10 protein-coding genes and 2 tRNA genes are annotated in these 16,778 nt (G+C 35.9%); 7 read left to right on the forward strand and 5 right to left on the reverse strand.

Annotation, left to right across the window (positions count from 1 at the left end; genetic code table 11):
- Positions 1-23: 23 nt before the first annotated feature.
- Together AC51AA_RS07805 and AC51AA_RS07810 are read left to right on the forward strand one after the other, a co-directional pair.
- The gene (locus AC51AA_RS07805; protein ID WP_500705403.1) at positions 24-155 is read left to right on the forward strand and encodes a hypothetical protein; all 132 of its coding nucleotides are present in this window, start codon (positions 24-26) and stop codon (positions 153-155) included.
- A 685-nt stretch (positions 156-840) separates the two neighbouring features.
- Positions 841-2,448 carry a discoidin domain-containing protein gene (locus AC51AA_RS07810; RefSeq protein ID WP_500705404.1) on the forward strand — a complete coding sequence of 536 codons (1,608 nt, stop codon included), beginning with the start codon at positions 841-843 and terminating at the stop codon, positions 2,446-2,448.
- Positions 2,449-2,671: 223 nt separating this feature from the next.
- Here the strand turns inward: AC51AA_RS07810 and AC51AA_RS07815 are convergent.
- The 5 genes from AC51AA_RS07815 to AC51AA_RS07835 form a co-directional block, all read right to left on the reverse strand.
- Positions 2,672-2,745 (reverse strand) — tRNA-His (locus AC51AA_RS07815).
- A 215-nt stretch (positions 2,746-2,960) separates the two neighbouring features.
- Positions 2,961-3,034 (reverse strand) — tRNA-His (locus AC51AA_RS07820).
- A 66-nt stretch (positions 3,035-3,100) separates the two neighbouring features.
- Positions 3,101-3,817: a bacillithiol biosynthesis deacetylase BshB1 gene (gene bshB1, locus AC51AA_RS07825; RefSeq protein ID WP_500705405.1), complete on the reverse strand. Its 717-nt coding sequence runs from the start codon at positions 3,815-3,817 to the stop codon at positions 3,101-3,103.
- Between the two features lie 54 nt (positions 3,818-3,871).
- On the reverse strand, positions 3,872-4,951 hold the full coding sequence (locus AC51AA_RS07830) for a chorismate-binding protein (protein WP_500705406.1): 1,080 nt from the start codon (positions 4,949-4,951) through the stop codon (positions 3,872-3,874).
- Positions 4,952-4,954: 3 nt separating this feature from the next.
- Positions 4,955-5,383, reverse strand: a complete 429-nt coding sequence (locus tag AC51AA_RS07835; protein ID WP_500705407.1) for a PaaI family thioesterase — start codon at positions 5,381-5,383, stop codon at positions 4,955-4,957.
- 259 nt (positions 5,384-5,642) lie between these two features.
- Between AC51AA_RS07835 and AC51AA_RS07840 the strand changes: the two genes are divergently transcribed.
- The 5 genes from AC51AA_RS07840 to AC51AA_RS07860 all read left to right on the forward strand — a co-directional run bounded on the left by AC51AA_RS07840 (position 5,643) and on the right by AC51AA_RS07860 (position 16,255).
- Complete coding sequence (locus tag AC51AA_RS07840) at positions 5,643-7,157, forward strand: hypothetical protein (RefSeq protein WP_500705408.1); 1,515 nt, start codon at positions 5,643-5,645, stop codon at positions 7,155-7,157.
- 282 nt (positions 7,158-7,439) lie between these two features.
- Positions 7,440-11,093, forward strand: a complete 3,654-nt coding sequence (gene purL / locus AC51AA_RS07845) for a phosphoribosylformylglycinamidine synthase (RefSeq protein ID WP_500705409.1) — start codon at positions 7,440-7,442, stop codon at positions 11,091-11,093.
- A 248-nt stretch (positions 11,094-11,341) separates the two neighbouring features.
- A complete protein-coding gene (locus tag AC51AA_RS07850; RefSeq protein WP_500705410.1) occupies positions 11,342-13,747 on the forward strand; it encodes a TonB-dependent receptor in 2,406 nt (801 codons plus the stop codon).
- Positions 13,748-13,874: 127 nt separating this feature from the next.
- A complete protein-coding gene (locus tag AC51AA_RS07855) occupies positions 13,875-14,324 on the forward strand; it encodes a hypothetical protein (RefSeq protein ID WP_500705411.1) in 450 nt (149 codons plus the stop codon).
- A 152-nt stretch (positions 14,325-14,476) separates the two neighbouring features.
- On the forward strand, positions 14,477-16,255 hold the full coding sequence (locus AC51AA_RS07860) for an AMP-dependent synthetase/ligase (RefSeq protein WP_500705412.1): 1,779 nt from the start codon (positions 14,477-14,479) through the stop codon (positions 16,253-16,255).
- The last annotated feature ends 523 nt before the right edge of the window (positions 16,256-16,778 follow it).

Consider the following 16,778-nt stretch of genomic DNA (forward strand, 5'->3'; position numbering starts at 1 on the left):
GAAGCTAGATCTAAATAATCGTAATGATTAATATTAAAACGGTGATTGTCTTTACTTCATACACCTTATTAGGTTGTAACAATAGTTACTACGCCAAATTTCTCTGCAGTAAATCAATTCTTTATACGCTTCAGTATTACGAAACTAGAAATTAAATCTTAATAAAACAAGATACAACCTAAATAATGTGCTCGTGCACACTATTTAGGTTGTATCCCTATGCTTTTTTTAAAATAATCCTTTTTTTAACCCTCCAAATCTTAAAAATGACAAAGGAAATTAAAATACAAATAGTAGAATCAGCAAAGAAAAAACCACATCTTCTTAACTTTATAAGGGCAGACAAAATATCCGATCAGAGCAGTTTCAATCGCAAAACCCATCAAAGAAAAATCTCAGATGAAATAGTTGATATCTAAAATGTTCTCGAGCACATTTTTTTCACTTTTTTTGGTTTGTAAGAATATAATACATATATTCGATCTGATTTAAACTCTTAAAAATATATTTATTTTACAATTATTACAAAGAAATAGTAAAAAATTACACGCAAATACTAGGTTTAAGTAAATAAAAACCAATAATCAACACAAAGATTGCTGATATCTACAATACAAAATCAGCTCTAAATCACTAAAAAAACTACTGCAAAAAGAATTAGCAGAGGAGTATAAAATAAGCGAATTAAAATAAAACGAGTTTCATTTTGAGATACGGAATCACGAAGAAAAGAATATCCATATTTAAACGTAAATAATTAAAGATTTTATAGATCAAAAGTTTTTTAAAAAGACTGATCAAGCCCCTTTTCTATTATTAACTAAATAACCTCAAAAAACAATGAAAAAAAAAATTATTCTGTTTGTTTCACTGATTTCTGCAATTGCATTTCAGTCCTGTTCTAATGACCATCAGTCTGCTGAAGGAGGCACAAAACCAAATCAGGAAGAAAATTTCCATTATGCAAGTGATAAAAAACATAACCTAAATGTTGTTTATTTTATTCCTAATGACATCACTGCCCCGGTAGATTATCATCGTCGTTTAAGCGAGATTCTCTTAAATGTTCAAGATTTTTACGGCAAAGAAATGGAGCGTAATGGATATGGCTATAAAACATTTGGTTTATTAAAAGATGATATTAAAAAAAGAATTAAATTAATTATAATAACAGGCAGTAAACCAGGGTCAGCATATCCTTATCAAGGAGGAAGTGGAGCTGTACAAGAGGACATCGAAAATTATAAAACGACACATCCTTCTGAGTTTACAGGTGACCATTATTTAGTGATTATGCCAGCTACAACTTATGAAACCAATGGAGAACCAGGAGGAGTTCCTTTTTATGGAACGGGTAAATACTGTTATGCACTGGATTATGCTGATCAGGATATCAAATATTTAGGAACTGGAGGAACTTTAGGCACAAGAGCTACCAAATGGATTGGTGGTATGGTGCATGAACTGGGACACGGATTAAATCTTCCACACAATCGTCAGAAATACGCCTCTGATAGCACATTGGGAATGGCATTAATGTGGGCTGGAAACTCTACTTGGGGGATTTCCAAAACATTTTTGACTGCCGCCGACTGCGCCGTTTTAAATAGAAACCAAATTTTCAATACGGGTAATGACAGCTTTTACGGCGCTGTTACTTCTTCCATCAAAGAAATACATGCCAGCTATGACACTAGTAAAGGAGCCATTATAATTACAGGAAAATACAATAGCTCTTCCACGGTGACGGATATATTGTATTTCAATGACCCTAATGTAAACAACGAAGGTACTGGTGTTAACAGAGATTATAATGCCATTACATGGACATCAAAACCCATTGGAACAGATAGCTTTGCTATTGAAATGCCAATCTCCGATTTGGAATTTAAAACGGATAACATCCCTTATGAACTCAAAGTAAAATTAGTACATCAAAATGGTACCGTAGTGGAAACGATTTACTCCTATACCTTTTTGGCTGGTAAACCTGTATTGAACTTTTCCACTCGTAACGAAATTGCTAAGACTGGATGGAGTGTTGCTTCTTTCAGTTCCCAAGAAATTGGTGGGGAACCAGCTCCAAATGGACCAGCCGCAAATTTAATCGATAGCAACAGCTCTACTTATTGGCATTCGAACTGGTCAACTGTTGAAGCCACTTATCCGCATGAATTTGTAATTGACATGGGCAGTGCTAAAACAGCCAATGGACTAGCCATTACGCAACGATCTGGTTTACAACGCGCCATTAAAAATGCTGAACTTTTCACCAGTAATGACGGGCTTAACTTCAGCTCGGCCGGGACTTATGTATTTGCCAATGTTAATGGCTCTCAATATTTTGATTTCGCTGCACCAAAAACATTTCGTTATTTTAAAATAATTTCAACCACAGCTTGGGATAATTTGCAATTTGCTTCCCTAGCCGAAATAGGAATGTATTAATCACATAGATAAATCAAAGCAGATTTTTTTGCCTTGATTGTATAGATAATTTAAGTTAGTTAGTTAAAAGGTGTCATCAAATCAAATTTTGATGATGCCTTTTTTTATATGCCGTACCTATCCTATTTCAAGAGACCGTAAGTAGCACACGATTTTTTGGATTTGCTCTCTAAAAATGAGCCACAAAAAAAGCCTTGAATTTCTTCAAGGCTTTAAATTTCTGGGTGGATGACCGGGTTCGAACCGGCGACCCTCGGTACCACAAACCGATGCTCTAACCAGCTGAGCTACAACCACCATTTGCGCTTAGCGATTGCAAATATAAAACAAATCTTGACTTCCGCAAAGAAAAATAACACTCTCTAGTAAAATCGAACAAAAATTGATTAAAAAAAACTTCTAAATCCCTGTAAACATAGAGATTGGATTTTATGTTTTTTTTAAAAAATTTTGAATTCTTAAAAAACGACCACAAAAAAAGCCTTGAATTTCTTCAAGGCTTTAAATTTCTGGGTGGATGACCGGGTTCGAACCGGCGACCCTCGGTACCACAAACCGATGCTCTAACCAGCTGAGCTACAACCACCATTTGTGCTTAGCGGTTGCAAATATAGAACAAATGTTCACTTCCACAAAGAAAAAAAACTAAAATTTACAATAAATCTCCTAAGCTATTGATTGCCAAATATCTTTCCACAGTAAAACCTTCAGCAAATTCTACTCCGACTAACCTTCCCAAGTCTTGCGCACGATAATTTAAGCTATCCAAGAAGTTTTTACTCGTAATTGGTGTAGCAGGCTCTTTCGAATTGGCATCATAAAATTGAGTTTTATAGGCTAAAACAGCCTCTACCTTCTGTTTCTCGAAACCCGTGATGTTTACGACAAAATCAGGTTCAATATTCTTCCATTGCACATAATGATAAACTACTTTAGGTCGCCAAGCCTCCTGAGCCACACCATCAAGCACAGTTTCAATCTTCATCAATCCTGACAGGAAACAAGCATCAGAAACTAATCTACTGCCTTTTCCGTGGTCTATATGACGATCATCAATAGCATTACATAACACAATTTCTGGTTTGTATTTACGAATCATTTTAATAACTTCTAATTGATGCCTTTCATCGTTTACAAAAAAGCCATCACGCATACCTAGATTCTCTCTAACCAAAACCCCTAAAATATCGGCTGCATCTTTTGCTTCCTGATCTCTGGTTTCTGCCGTACCACGTGTACCTAATTCACCACGAGTTAAATCGACAATCCCTACTTTTTTACCCAGGGACACTTCTTTTAAAATGGTGCCCGCACAACCCAATTCTACATCGTCAGGATGTGCACCAAAAGCTAATATATCTAATTTCATTTTTTTTACTTTTTTATCTCTGGTTTCCACTTGGCCACCCGTTTTTCTGCCGTTTTATTTTACTATCTCTTTTATTCTCAAAACTCGTTTCATGGTCATGGATTTGTTCACACTTTCCTCCCATTCTTTCTCTGGCACACTCTCTTTGGTAATCCCGCAACCCATGTACAAAATAGCTTTATTCTCCTTTATTTGCATGCTTCTCAAATTGACAAACAAATCAGAACTACTCGCATTATTGGCAGAACTGCTATTGAGTTCTCCCAGAAAACCAGTATAAAAATCTCTATCGTAATTTTCGTTGGCCACAATAAAAGCTTGTGCCTTCTTTTTAGGTAAACCACAAACCGCAGGAGTTGGATGCAAAGCTCCCACCACTTCTTCTAGAGTTGAATCAACATTCAAAACTCCTGAGATATCTGTCTTAATATGCCAAATTGAACCTGCTTTTACGCTATAGGGAGCTGTTACATCAACAGTAGCAGCCACCTTTTTTATTTTTTTTACAATAAAATCAGTCACATACTGCTGTTCGTCCTTTTCTTTTTGCTGCCAAATAATCTCGTTTTCAGCACTTGCCTTCTGTGTACCGGCCAAAGCCATCGTTTCAAAAACTTTTCCATTTGCCTTTAACAATTGTTCTGGTGTAGCCCCCATCCAAAATCCAATTTTAGGATGAAAAAAACAATAAGAAAAAGTCGTTGGATATACCTGAATTAAACGCTCAAAAGTGCTTACCCAATCAAAATCAATCAAGTCCACTACTTCGCTTCTCGAGAGAACTACTTTTTTAAACTCATCGTTTTTAATGGCTTTAATTCCGCTGCTCACTAAATTCTCGAATTCCTTTTTTGCCACAGCATCAAAACCTAATTCTTCATTTTCAATCGATTCAAAAACAACCTCCTCCTGTTCCGTAGTCATCATTTGGGCATGCTCTTCCGGAATTAGGATCAATTGCTGCTCATCAAAAGACGCAAAAACAAATCCTTTTTCCGTATAATTAGATACTGTATACAACATCTCATTTTGCTGTAAAATCCCAATTATCGCTTTCGAATTTGGTTTTGAATACACTACAAAGGGTAAATTTTGCTGATAATGGGCCTTAATTTTAGAAAAAAATGTGTTCATATTCTAACTTACTTTCTTATCTAAAACCATATTGGTCAATTTGCAAAGCGATACTAGGTTCCCAGCTTCATCAGTAATTTTAATTTCCCAAAGATGAATACTCCTTCCTTTATGAATTATACGTGCCGTTCCATAAACAACACCTTCGCGTATGCTTTTTAGATGATTCGCAGAAATCTCGATACCGCGCACTTCTTGCTCTTTTGGATTAATAAAAAAAAACGAAGCCGCACTACCAACACTTTCAGCCAAAGCTACTGAAGCACCACCATGCAACAAACCCATAGGTTGGTGGACTGCTGGATTTACTGGCATTTTTGCTACTAAAAAATCGTCACCAGCATCTATAAATTCTATTTTAAGCGTTTCCATCAAAGTGTTTTTAGAAAACTCGTTGCAACGCGCTATAATTTGTTCTTTTGTATAATTCATTTAAAATTGCTTTAAAATCGTAAATTTAAAGAAAAGATGAGATACAAATTGGAAAATCCATTTCTAAAATTAAAAATCAACGATCAAGCTGTAGGTTTTTTGTTATTTTTACAAAAACAATAGGCCCAACTCAGACAACGCGCTCTAAGAAGAGTTGAGATTAATTTCACGGCGGTCACCCTTAGAGAAAAGTAAATTTCAATGCACTAAAAAAGCGCTAAAAAGCATTACAACAAGCCAAAAAACTAAAACAATTCCAATGCGTCATTACTTTGCACTCTTGATTCTAACCCTCCTTTTAGTTTGCAGCGCTTGCCGAACTGATTTCAACACCGTAGCCAGCACTGGAGATTTAAAGTTTTCAAAAGACACTGTTTTCTTGGATACTGTTTTCAAAAATATTGGTTCAAGCACCTATCAACTTAAAGTATATAACAATAGTAAAAACGATATCACCATTCCAAGCCTTCAACTCAAAAAGGGACTTAATTCCAAATACCGAATGACCGTTGATGGTATGAGTGGAACTAATGGAAAAATCTTTAAAGATGTCACCCTTTTAGCCAAAGACAGTTTATATATTTTCATAGAAACTACCGCAGAGATCACCGATGCTGAGCCTACTGATTTTCTCTATACCGATGAAATTCAATTTGACAGTGGCGTCCATCTTCAAGAAGTAGCCTTGGTTACTTTAATTCAAGATGCTATTTTCTTGTACCCCCAACAAAATCCTGACGGAACTAAGGAAAAAATCCAGATCGATGGCAAAGCTGTAGACGGTTTTTATTTGAACACAAACGACCCTATCAATGGCGACGAATTAACTTTTACCAACAAAAAACCATATGTCATTTACGGGTACGCTGGGGTTTCCGAAAACAACACCCTAACTTTCAACCCAGGCTCTAGAGTATTTTTTCACGCCAATTCTGGACTTTATGTAGGCAATAAAGCTTCTCTTCAAATCAAGGGAGCTGTCTCGACAACGCAGCAACTAGAAAATGAAGTGATTTTTGAAGGGGATCGATTAGAATCTCTATACGAGGCTATTCCCGGACAATGGAACTCGGTAATTCTCGCTCAAGGAAGCAGCAACCACCACATCAATCATTTAACGCTAAAAAATGCCCTAATCGGACTTGACATAAAAAACCAAGACAATACCACTGTTCAAATCCAAAACACTCAAATTTACAATTGCGCTCAATACGGAATTCTAGCCCAAAATGCTCGCATCGACGGGCTAAATATCGCAATCAACTATTCAGGATTAGCTAGTCTTTCCTGCGTTTACGGCGGTAATTATCGCTTTACCCATTGCACCTTCAATAACAACTGGTCAAGTGCTACTCAGTACACCGTGAACCTTAGCAACAGTTTGACTGCTGCGTCTGCTCCAACCAATCCCTTAACGCAAGCCACTTTTAACAACTGCATTATTTACGGATCCAATACCAATGCACTTAATCTGAACCGCAACACCAATGCTGCTTTTGTTTATCAATTCAATAATTGCCTGTTGAAATACAACAGCACAACAACAGATCCAGCCTATCAGTTTAAAAATGATCCAGAGCATTACAATCAAATCATCCTAAATGAAAACCCTAGATTCTACAATACTGCTCTAAACAAATTCAATATCGATCCTAGTTCCGCTGCTTTTGCAAGAGGCAATCCAACCTATAACATCCCAATGGACATTCAAGGAAAAATAAGAACTTCCCCTCCTGACCTAGGAGCTTACCAGAGCGCCCCTTTCTCAAAATAATTTCAAATCTGAACCTTAAAAAAACAGCAGGTAATAAAAGATTTTTCCTCCCTATTCCCCTAATTTCGCACCTCAAAATCTGCGGCGAACTTCCCGCAACAAGCCTACTTTACCAATTGCTCCCCCTAATCACCTTACTAAAAAGAACTTACAATAATTAGTTCCTTTTCAAACCATCCTCCTTTTTACTTAATTTTTTTTCAAAAGAGTTTGTTTTCAAATTTGCGCTTACTATTTATTTACACTAAATTTGCACTTCAATACAACAAACTACACATCACAATGATCCATTTCTTTGAAAACCAAAGCAAAACTGTTTTTGCCGTACAAACGCAAAACGAAATTTCAGCTCAAGACATTTCAAAATTAAACTGGCTTTTTGCCAACTCAAATAAGATCGAAAAATCCGTATTGACGGATTTTTTTGTTGGTCCACGCGCCACTATGATCACACCTTGGAGTACAAATGCTGTAGAGATCACTCAAAACATGGGGATTTCTGGAATCATTAGAATTGAGGAATTTCACAAAGTAGCTAACGACTTTACTGATTTTGATCCTATGCTTTCTCAAAAGTATACCGAACTAAATCAAGAAATCTTCACCATCAATGTTCTTCCAGAACCGATTTTAGAAATCGAAGATATTGCTGCCTATAATAAAGCTGAAGGTCTGGCTTTAAGTCAAGAAGAAGAAGAATACTTAAACAATTTATCGACCAAACTAGGAAGAAAATTAACTGATTCTGAAATTTTCGCTTTCTCACAAGCCAATTCTGAGCACTGTCGTCACAAAATTTTCAACGGAACTTTTGTAATTGATGGTCAAGAAAAAGAAACTTCTTTATTCAAGTTAATCAAAAAAACATCACAGGAAAACCCTAACGATATCGTTTCTGCTTACAAAGACAATGTGGCTTTTGTAAAAGGACCAAAAGTGCAGCAATTTGCACCAAAAACAGCAGACAAACCTGACTTTTATGAGACAAAAGAATTTGATTCTGTTTTATCATTAAAAGCAGAAACGCACAATTTCCCAACCACTGTCGAGCCTTTTAACGGTGCTGCTACAGGATCAGGAGGAGAAATTCGTGACCGTTTGGCAGGTGGACAAGGTTCTTTACCACTAGCAGGAACAGCCGTATACATGACTTCATACTCACGATTGACCAATGACCGTCAATGGGAAGATGCAGTTCAAGAAAGAAAATGGTTGTACCAAACACCAATGGACATCTTAATCAAAGCTTCAAACGGAGCTTCTGATTTTGGAAACAAATTTGGTCAACCCTTAATTACAGGATCCGTTTTAACGTTCGAACACGAAGAAAACGACCGCAAAATTGGTTACGATAAAGTAATCATGCAAGCCGGTGGAATCGGATATGGTAAACTAGATCAAGCCATTAAAAAGAAACCACAAGAAGGTGATAAAATCGTTATTCTTGGTGGAGAAAATTATAGAATTGGAATGGGTGGAGCTGCAGTATCCTCTGCAGATACTGGAGCATTTGGTTCAGGAATTGAATTAAATGCCATCCAACGTTCAAATCCTGAAATGCAAAAACGTGCTGCTAACGCCATCCGTGGTTTAGTAGAAAGCGACAACAATCCAATTGTTTCTATTCACGACCACGGTGCTGGAGGACACTTAAACTGTCTTTCCGAATTAGTGGAAGAAACTGGAGGTTTAATTGATTTAGACAAATTACCTGTTGGAGATCCAACCCTATCTGCAAAAGAAATCATCGGAAACGAATCTCAAGAAAGAATGGGATTGGTAATTGGTCAAAAAGACATTGACACTTTACAAAGAATTGCTGACAGAGAGCGTTCACCAATGTACCAAGTAGGAGATGTAACAGGAGACCACCGTTTTACTTTTGAATCCAAATCTACTGGAGAAAAACCTATGGATTACGCCCTTGAAGATTTCTTCGGAAGTTCTCCAAAAACCGTAATGACTGATAAAACAATCGATAGAAATTATACCGATATTACCTATACAGCAACTGATTTCGAAACTTACTTACAAAACGTTTTACGTTTAGAAGCGGTTGCCTCGAAAGACTGGTTGACTAATAAAGTAGACCGTTGTGTTGGTGGAAAAGTAGCCAAACAACAAAATGCAGGACCTTTACAATTGCCATTGAACAATTGTGGTGTAATGGCTCTGGATTATTTAGGTAAAGAAGGAATTGCTACTTCTATTGGGCACGCACCTATCGCTGCTTTGATTGATCCAGTTGCAGGTAGTAGAAATGCTATCGCTGAATCATTATCCAACATTGTTTGGGCACCAATCAAAGACGGTTTGAAAGGAATTTCACTTTCTGCTAACTGGATGTGGGCTTGTAAAAACGAAGGTGAAGACGCTCGTTTATATGCTGCAGTAGAAGGTTGTTCAGAATTTGCAATCGAATTAGGAATCAATATCCCAACGGGTAAAGATTCTCTTTCAATGAAACAAAAATATCCAAATGATGAAGTAATCGCACCAGGAACGGTCATTATTTCAGCTGGAGGAAACTGTACTGATATTAGAAAAGTAGTAGAACCTGTTTTACAAAGAAATGGAGATTCTATTTATTATATCAATTTATCTCAGGATGCGTTCAAATTAGGAGGTTCTTCTTTTGCCCAAATCAGAAATACAATTGGAAAAGAAACCTCTACGATCAAAGATGCTTCATTCTTCAAAAAAGCGTTTAATACCATTCAAGAATTAATTGTAGACAATCAAATTCTTGCTGGACACGATATCGGAAGTGGTGGATTAATCACTACCCTATTGGAAATGTGTTTTGCAGACGTGAATTTGGGAGCTAAAATTGATTTTTCTGCTTTCGCTGAAAAAGATCTTTTAAAAATTCTTTTCGCTGAAAATATCGGAATCGTTTTCCAAGCGAAATCAGATACTGCTGTTGAAGCCAAACTAAATGCTAATGCTATCGAATTCTTTAAAATTGGTACTGTCAACACTACTGAAACTTTAGAAGTTGGAAATTGGAATTTAGATATCAAACAATACAGAGACATCTGGTTTGAAACTTCTTATTTATTAGATCAAAAACAATCTAAAAATGGAACAGCTAAAGCACGTTTCGAGAATTATAAAAATCAAGTTTTAAATTATACATTCCCAGCACACTTTACAGGAAAAAAACCTCTAATAGATGCTTCGAAACCAAAACCAAAAGCGGCTATTATTCGTGAAAAAGGAAGTAATTCTGAGCGCGAAATGGCCAATGCCATGTACTTGGCTGGTTTTGATGTCAAAGACGTTCACATGACCGATTTAATCTCTGGTCGTGAAACTCTTGAAGACATACAATTCATTGGTGCTGTTGGTGGATTCTCTAACTCAGATGTATTGGGTTCTGCTAAAGGTTGGGCTGGAGCTTTCTTATACAACGAAAAAGCAAAAACAGCTTTAGACAACTTCTTTAAAAGAGAAGATACTTTATCTGTAGGAATCTGTAACGGTTGTCAATTGTTTATGGAACTTGAGGTAATTAACCCTGAACATGAAGTTCATGGAAAAATGCTACACAACGAAAGTCATAAACACGAAAGTATTTTTACCTCAGTAACGGTACAAGAAAACAACTCGGTAATGTTATCTACATTAGCAGGAAGTACTTTAGGAGTTTGGGTTTCTCACGGTGAAGGAAAATTCAATTTACCATTAGCAGAAGAAAACTACAACATCGTATCTAAATATGCCTACGAAGGATATCCAGCAAACCCGAATGGATCGGACTACAACACTGCTATGATGTGCGATAAGACAGGAAGACATTTGGTCATGATGCCTCATATTGAGCGTTCTACTTTCCAATGGAACTGGGCACACTATCCAAAAGATAGAAATGATGAAGTTTCTCCTTGGCATGAAGCTTTTGTTAATGCAAAAAAATGGATTGATAAAATCTAATACCTTATATTATTTACTAAAAGCGTTCGAAATTCGAACGCTTTTTTTTTACCCTAACATTCCACAAAGCACACCCTGCATAAACCCAAGCCGACCCAATCTGAAATTTCTCTTCGATACGGCTATTTATTCACCTTGAACAAAATGATTTGGTCATAACAATCCCCTAAAGACCTGCTAAGATTAATTTAATACTATCTTAAGCTAGTTTAACCCCTTATTTTTTATCATCTAAATAACTTTGTGGTATGATAAAAAGCAGACCAAACACGATACTACTGATCCTCTTATTTACTTTAAGTCAACTCTCTTTTGGTCAAAAAACAGCCTCCATAAAAGGAACGGTCTCTGACGGAAAACTAGGTATCGAATTTGCTGATATACTCTTAAAAAGCATTACTGATTCCACTAAAATAACCGCTTATACCGTAACCGACGCCGCTGGCAATTTCCTCCTAGAACACATCCCTAGTGGTGATTATCAATTACAAATCAAACTCATTGGTTACCAATCAAAGTTTAAAAAAATAAAACTGGAAGACACCCCCATTTCCATAGGAACACTCCTACTACAAACCGATACTCACTTACTAAACACCGTTGTGGTCCTTTCACAGAAAAAACAAATTACAAAAACACAAGAAGGCTTTGTATTTAACGCTACATCTTCTATTTCACAAACAGGAGGAACAGCTACCGACTTGCTGAAAAACGTGCCAACTGTGGCCGTTGACGCTGACGGAGGCATAACTTTAAGAGGTAAATCCCCTTTGATTTTAATTAACGGAAAAAACTCTGCCCTTACCAATATGGATCAAATAGCCGCCAGCAGTATTGAAAACATAGAGGTCATTAACAACCCCACGGCTAAATACGACGCCAATGCTGAAAGTGGTATAATCAACATTATACTCAAAAAAAACAATCAAAATGGCATCAATGGCGCTGTGGTTTTGGGGAGCGGTTTTGGCGCTAAAGGCCGACTAAACAGTTCTGTTCTTTTAAATCAAAAAGCGGGAAAATGGAATTATGGTCTCGCCTACGACAATCGATTTGCCGGTCGAACCAAAAAAATAAAAGGAGATAGAATAAATTACACTATTGACGATGAACATTTTATTGATCAGCATAGAGAAGACCAACGCACCGAATCGCTACAAAATTTAAAACTCAATATTGATTATGCCTCAAACGAAAGAAATACCTTTTCCTTTGAAGCTATTGGTAACAAAGAAGGACAAGATAATGATGAAACTTTAAAAACCTCCATACAAGCCCTTAACAACGAATTTTTCTCTGCCAACAAAAGGCATTCCTTAGAACTAGAACGTTCAAAAGTAGGCGAACTGGCTTTTAATTATAACCGAAAATTTATTGCTGATCGAAAAAGCCTAAGTGCTAGTATCACCTCTTCTTTTAATAAAGACAGAGAAAACACAGGCATCGACACTTATGATTACGACCAAAACAACAGCCAAATTGGCGATGTTCTTTTACAAAGAACACACAATTATGAAGACGAAAACGTAACCAATGCTATGGTGAATTATGCTTTCCCTATTGCCGAAAAATCAGTTATAGAAACAGGCTACAAAGGAACTTTTCGCTTTTTCAACTCTGATTTTGAAAGTGCTGACAAGATCAATGACGATTATATTGCGGATCCTTTATCGAGCAATACCTTCAAATTCCACGAACACATAAATGCCCTTTACCTCCTAATGAATTCTTACATAGGAACATCAGAAAATCCCAAATGGAAATACAATTTGGGATTGCGTGGCGAGCAGGTTACTAACAATGGAAAAACACAAAACAATAGCGATAATTTCACCAATCATTATTTCAAACTTTTCCCTTCTGTCTCTTTACAATGGAATCTAGAACCAGCCGAATCCGTTAAAATTAGTTATAGCAAACGCATCAATCGTCCCGAACTCGACCAGCTCAATCCCTTTATTGACATCACCGATGCCCTGAGTCCACATGGCGGAAACCCCTATCTAAAACCTGAAATTATTCATATTGCTGAAATGAGCTATAACAAAGAGTGGGACAAATACTCTTTTTCTAGCACTGCCTTTTACCGCAATGCAACCAACACCATTAAATCCTATGCCGAACTTCAAGACAATGGCGCTATTTTCTTGCAACCCAGAAATATCGGTAACACCCTTACCTATGGAGTAGAATCAATTTTTAGCTTAAAACCAATCGGTTTTTATGACGCCAACATCAGCATAACCGCCTTTCAACAAGACATGAATGGCTCCAATCTAGCGCAAGACGTTGTCAGGAGTGCTTTTAGTTGGTACGGCAAAATGATTCATAATTTCGTTCCCTGGAAAGGTGGAAAACTACAAATTATAGGGAATTACAATTCTGCCTTAGCTACCCCACAAGGAAAAAGAATTCCAATTTACAATATTGATCTGGGTTTCCAACAAAAAATAGGCAAAGGAAATGCCCGTTTAGGATTGGTACTTACCGACATGTTTAACACTTTGGAAAGCGGCTATAAAAACAACACTTCCCTTTTTACTCAAAATCGTACCTCAAAATCAGATACTCGCGCCCTAATGATCACTTTTGCCTACACTTTTAAATCCGATTTTAAAGAAACCCTTTTAGAGAATCAATTTTCAACAGAGTAATTTTTTAATCCCAATAAGAAACATTCTAGACATTTCGACTTCATTTTCTAGACAAATTTGAACTATATTCGCCAAAAAAATCATGCCCCTGATTTTTTCACTCAATCAATATTTAAACCTACCTAGAATGAAATTTTTAAAACTATTGCCTATTTTTCTGTTTTTTGTTGCGTCAGTATCACATGCACAAATTAAAATTGACCAGATAACCTACAAAACGCACCAACATTATATTACCACAACCATTGGTTACCCCATAGACGGTATTTTTCTCTATGAAGGTAAAGGCGAACCCATCGTAGAACTAAAAGCCAATGGAACTGGGATTTTCCAGTACGAGGATTTATCTAAAAAAAACATTCGCTGGGGAATAGAATGTTCTCAAGAAGGAATTCCAATCTTTAAAGAAGGTTACAATAGCGCCTCCTATACGCTTTGGTACAAACCTAACACTGAAGAAGATTGGATCTATGTTCAATTTTCAATTCACTTCAACAAGAAAAAAATGTTTATTATGGGCGAACGCATCAAGACCTACCAAGATTCTAGTACTGACAAAAAATCGCTTTCCTTTTAAATATTTCTTATTTTTTTCAAAATCTACCACAAAAAAGAAAACGTTTTCGTAGATTTTCAATACTCCTTATAAATTTTACGATTTAATTTCACAAATTTAAAAATTATACCTATTTTTTATTTAATTTGCGATAAAATTCAATATATTAAACAATGATTTCAATCACACGCCTTTTTGATTTTCCTTACTATCAGCAAGAAACTTACAATCTTCCAGTTGCCTTAGCGACCAAAAAAAATGGCGTTTGGGAAAAGACATCTAGCCAAGAATATATTGCAAAAGCAAATGCTATTTCAAGAGCATTGATACGCATAGGCGTACAAAAAGATGATAAAATTGCCTTAATCACCTCAAATAATCGTACCGAATGGAACATTATGGATATCGGTATTTTGCAAACAGGCGCACAAAATGTACCTATTTACCCTACCATTTCTGAGGAAGATTATGAATTCATATTAAACCACAGCGGTAGTATTTACTGTTTTGTGTCAGATGATGAAGTATATCAAAAAGTAAAGAGCATACAAGCCAATGTACCCCATTTAAAAGAAGTGTATTCTTTTAATGAAATCCAAGGTTGTAAACACTGGTCTGAATTATTGACACTTGGAAAAGACGAAAGCAACCAGCATGAAGTAGAAGCTAGAAAAGACAGTATCCAAACAGATGATTTAGCTACTATAATTTATACTTCAGGAACAACAGGAAGACCAAAAGGAGTAATGCTTTCGCACAAAAATATAGTATCAAATGTTCTAGACAGTTCTCCTAGAATTCCTTTTGAACCAGGAAAAAGCACTGCTTTAAGTTTCTTACCTATCTGCCACATTTTTGAAAGAATGATTTTGTACATCTATCAATATTATGGTGTTTCAGTTTATTTTGGAGAATCCATTGATAAAATTAGTGATAACTTAAAAGAAGTTCGTCCGACAGTTATGACAGCTGTTCCTCGACTTTTAGAAAAAGTATACGATAAAATTTACGCCAAAGGAGCTGAATTAACAGGCATCAAGAAAACATTATTTTTCTGGGCTATTGATTTAGGTTTGCGATATGAACCCTACGGTGCTAATGGTTTTTGGTATGAATTTCAATTAAAGATTGCTAGAAAACTTATTTTCAGTAAATGGAAAGAAGGCTTAGGAGGTAATTTAGATTTAATGGTTTCTGGAAGTGCTGCCTTACAACCAAGATTAACAAGAGTTTTTGCTGCTGCTGACATTCCTGTTATGGAAGGTTACGGTTTATCTGAAACCTCCCCTGTAATTGCCGTGAACGACCAAAGAAATAGAGGTTTCAAAGTTGGAACTGTTGGAAAAGTAATTCGCAACGTTGAAGTTAAAATTGCTCAAGACGGTGAAATTCTTTGCAAAGGCCCCAATGTAATGTTAGGTTACTTTAAAGATCCTGAAAAAACAGCCGAAGCTTTGCAAGACGGTTATTTTCACACGGGAGATATAGGAGAAATTGACAGCGAAGGTTTCTTGAAAATTACAGATCGTAAAAAAGAAATGTTCAAGACTTCAGGAGGAAAATATATTGCGCCTCAATTGATTGAAAATGCCATGAAACAATCCCGTTTTATTGAGCAAATCATGGTCATTGGCGATGGTGAAAAAATGCCAGCAGCTTTTATTCAACCTAATTTTGAGTTTGTAAAAGAATGGGCAAAAATTCATAAAATTACCTTAGGAGATACAGATGCAGCAATCAGTGCAAATGCTGATGTTATCAAACGTATCGACGAAGAAGTTGAAGGAATAAATCAAAAATTTGGTAACTGGGAAAAAATCAAACGTTTTGAATTAACACCTGATGTTTGGTCTATCGATGGAGGTCAACTTACCCCTACTCTAAAACTAAAACGCAAGATTATCAAAGAAATTTACAACGATCTTTACTTAAAAATCTACGACCATAATTAATTACCAAAATAATTCAACCAATGAAAAGGCTCTCTTGCAAAAGATAGCCTTTTTTTTATTTTCAAAATACCTACTCTATTTTCAAAAACGAAATTCTATTTGCTTACCTCTTCGCACTCTAGCAAGAATTTCTCCTCTTTATTTCTTTTGATAGATCTACTACATTCACCCTCATAACTTCCACAGAATAACGAATAATTGTCCCTTTTTTTAAATATAAGAGTTATCTATCAAGAACCTCTACCCTAAAATCCTAATTGATTGGCCTGTTGTTATTTTATAACTATTGAAATAACTAAAATTTCAAAAATAAGTGCTATATTTCAGTTAAAAACGAACTTAATCGACTCAATTTCAGAGTGATTATTCGCTTAAGTAAAAAATATTTTCAGTAATACTATGCGTGCATAATATTTTTTTATTATATTTGAAATCGATATAGTTGCTGATAAACACAAATTCGATTTAAACTAATGTAAAACATATGCTCTCATATATTTCATTAAAATTAAATAATCAAATA

It is taken from the genome of Flavobacterium sp. OHVDL-2026-0007 (assembly GCF_059882335.1).

What these genes read in the sequence shown, in the direction of transcription:
- purL (WP_500705409.1), top strand. Translation starts at nt 7,440, where the DNA reads ATGATCCATTTCTTTGAAAACCAAAGCAAAACTGTTTTTGCCGTACAA.
- AC51AA_RS07830 (WP_500705406.1), bottom strand. Translation starts at nt 4,951, where the DNA reads ATGAACACATTTTTTTCTAAAATTAAGGCCCATTATCAGCAAAATTTA.
- bshB1 (WP_500705405.1), bottom strand. Translation starts at nt 3,817, where the DNA reads ATGAAATTAGATATATTAGCTTTTGGTGCACATCCTGACGATGTAGAA.
- AC51AA_RS07810 (WP_500705404.1), top strand. Translation starts at nt 841, where the DNA reads ATGAAAAAAAAAATTATTCTGTTTGTTTCACTGATTTCTGCAATTGCA.
- AC51AA_RS07840 (WP_500705408.1), top strand. Translation starts at nt 5,643, where the DNA reads ATGCGTCATTACTTTGCACTCTTGATTCTAACCCTCCTTTTAGTTTGC.
- AC51AA_RS07860 (WP_500705412.1), top strand. Translation starts at nt 14,477, where the DNA reads ATGATTTCAATCACACGCCTTTTTGATTTTCCTTACTATCAGCAAGAA.
- AC51AA_RS07835 (WP_500705407.1), bottom strand. Translation starts at nt 5,383, where the DNA reads ATGAATTATACAAAAGAACAAATTATAGCGCGTTGCAACGAGTTTTCT.
- AC51AA_RS07805 (WP_500705403.1), top strand. Translation starts at nt 24, where the DNA reads ATGATTAATATTAAAACGGTGATTGTCTTTACTTCATACACCTTATTA.
- AC51AA_RS07855 (WP_500705411.1), top strand. Translation starts at nt 13,875, where the DNA reads ATGAAATTTTTAAAACTATTGCCTATTTTTCTGTTTTTTGTTGCGTCA.
- AC51AA_RS07850 (WP_500705410.1), top strand. Translation starts at nt 11,342, where the DNA reads ATGATAAAAAGCAGACCAAACACGATACTACTGATCCTCTTATTTACT.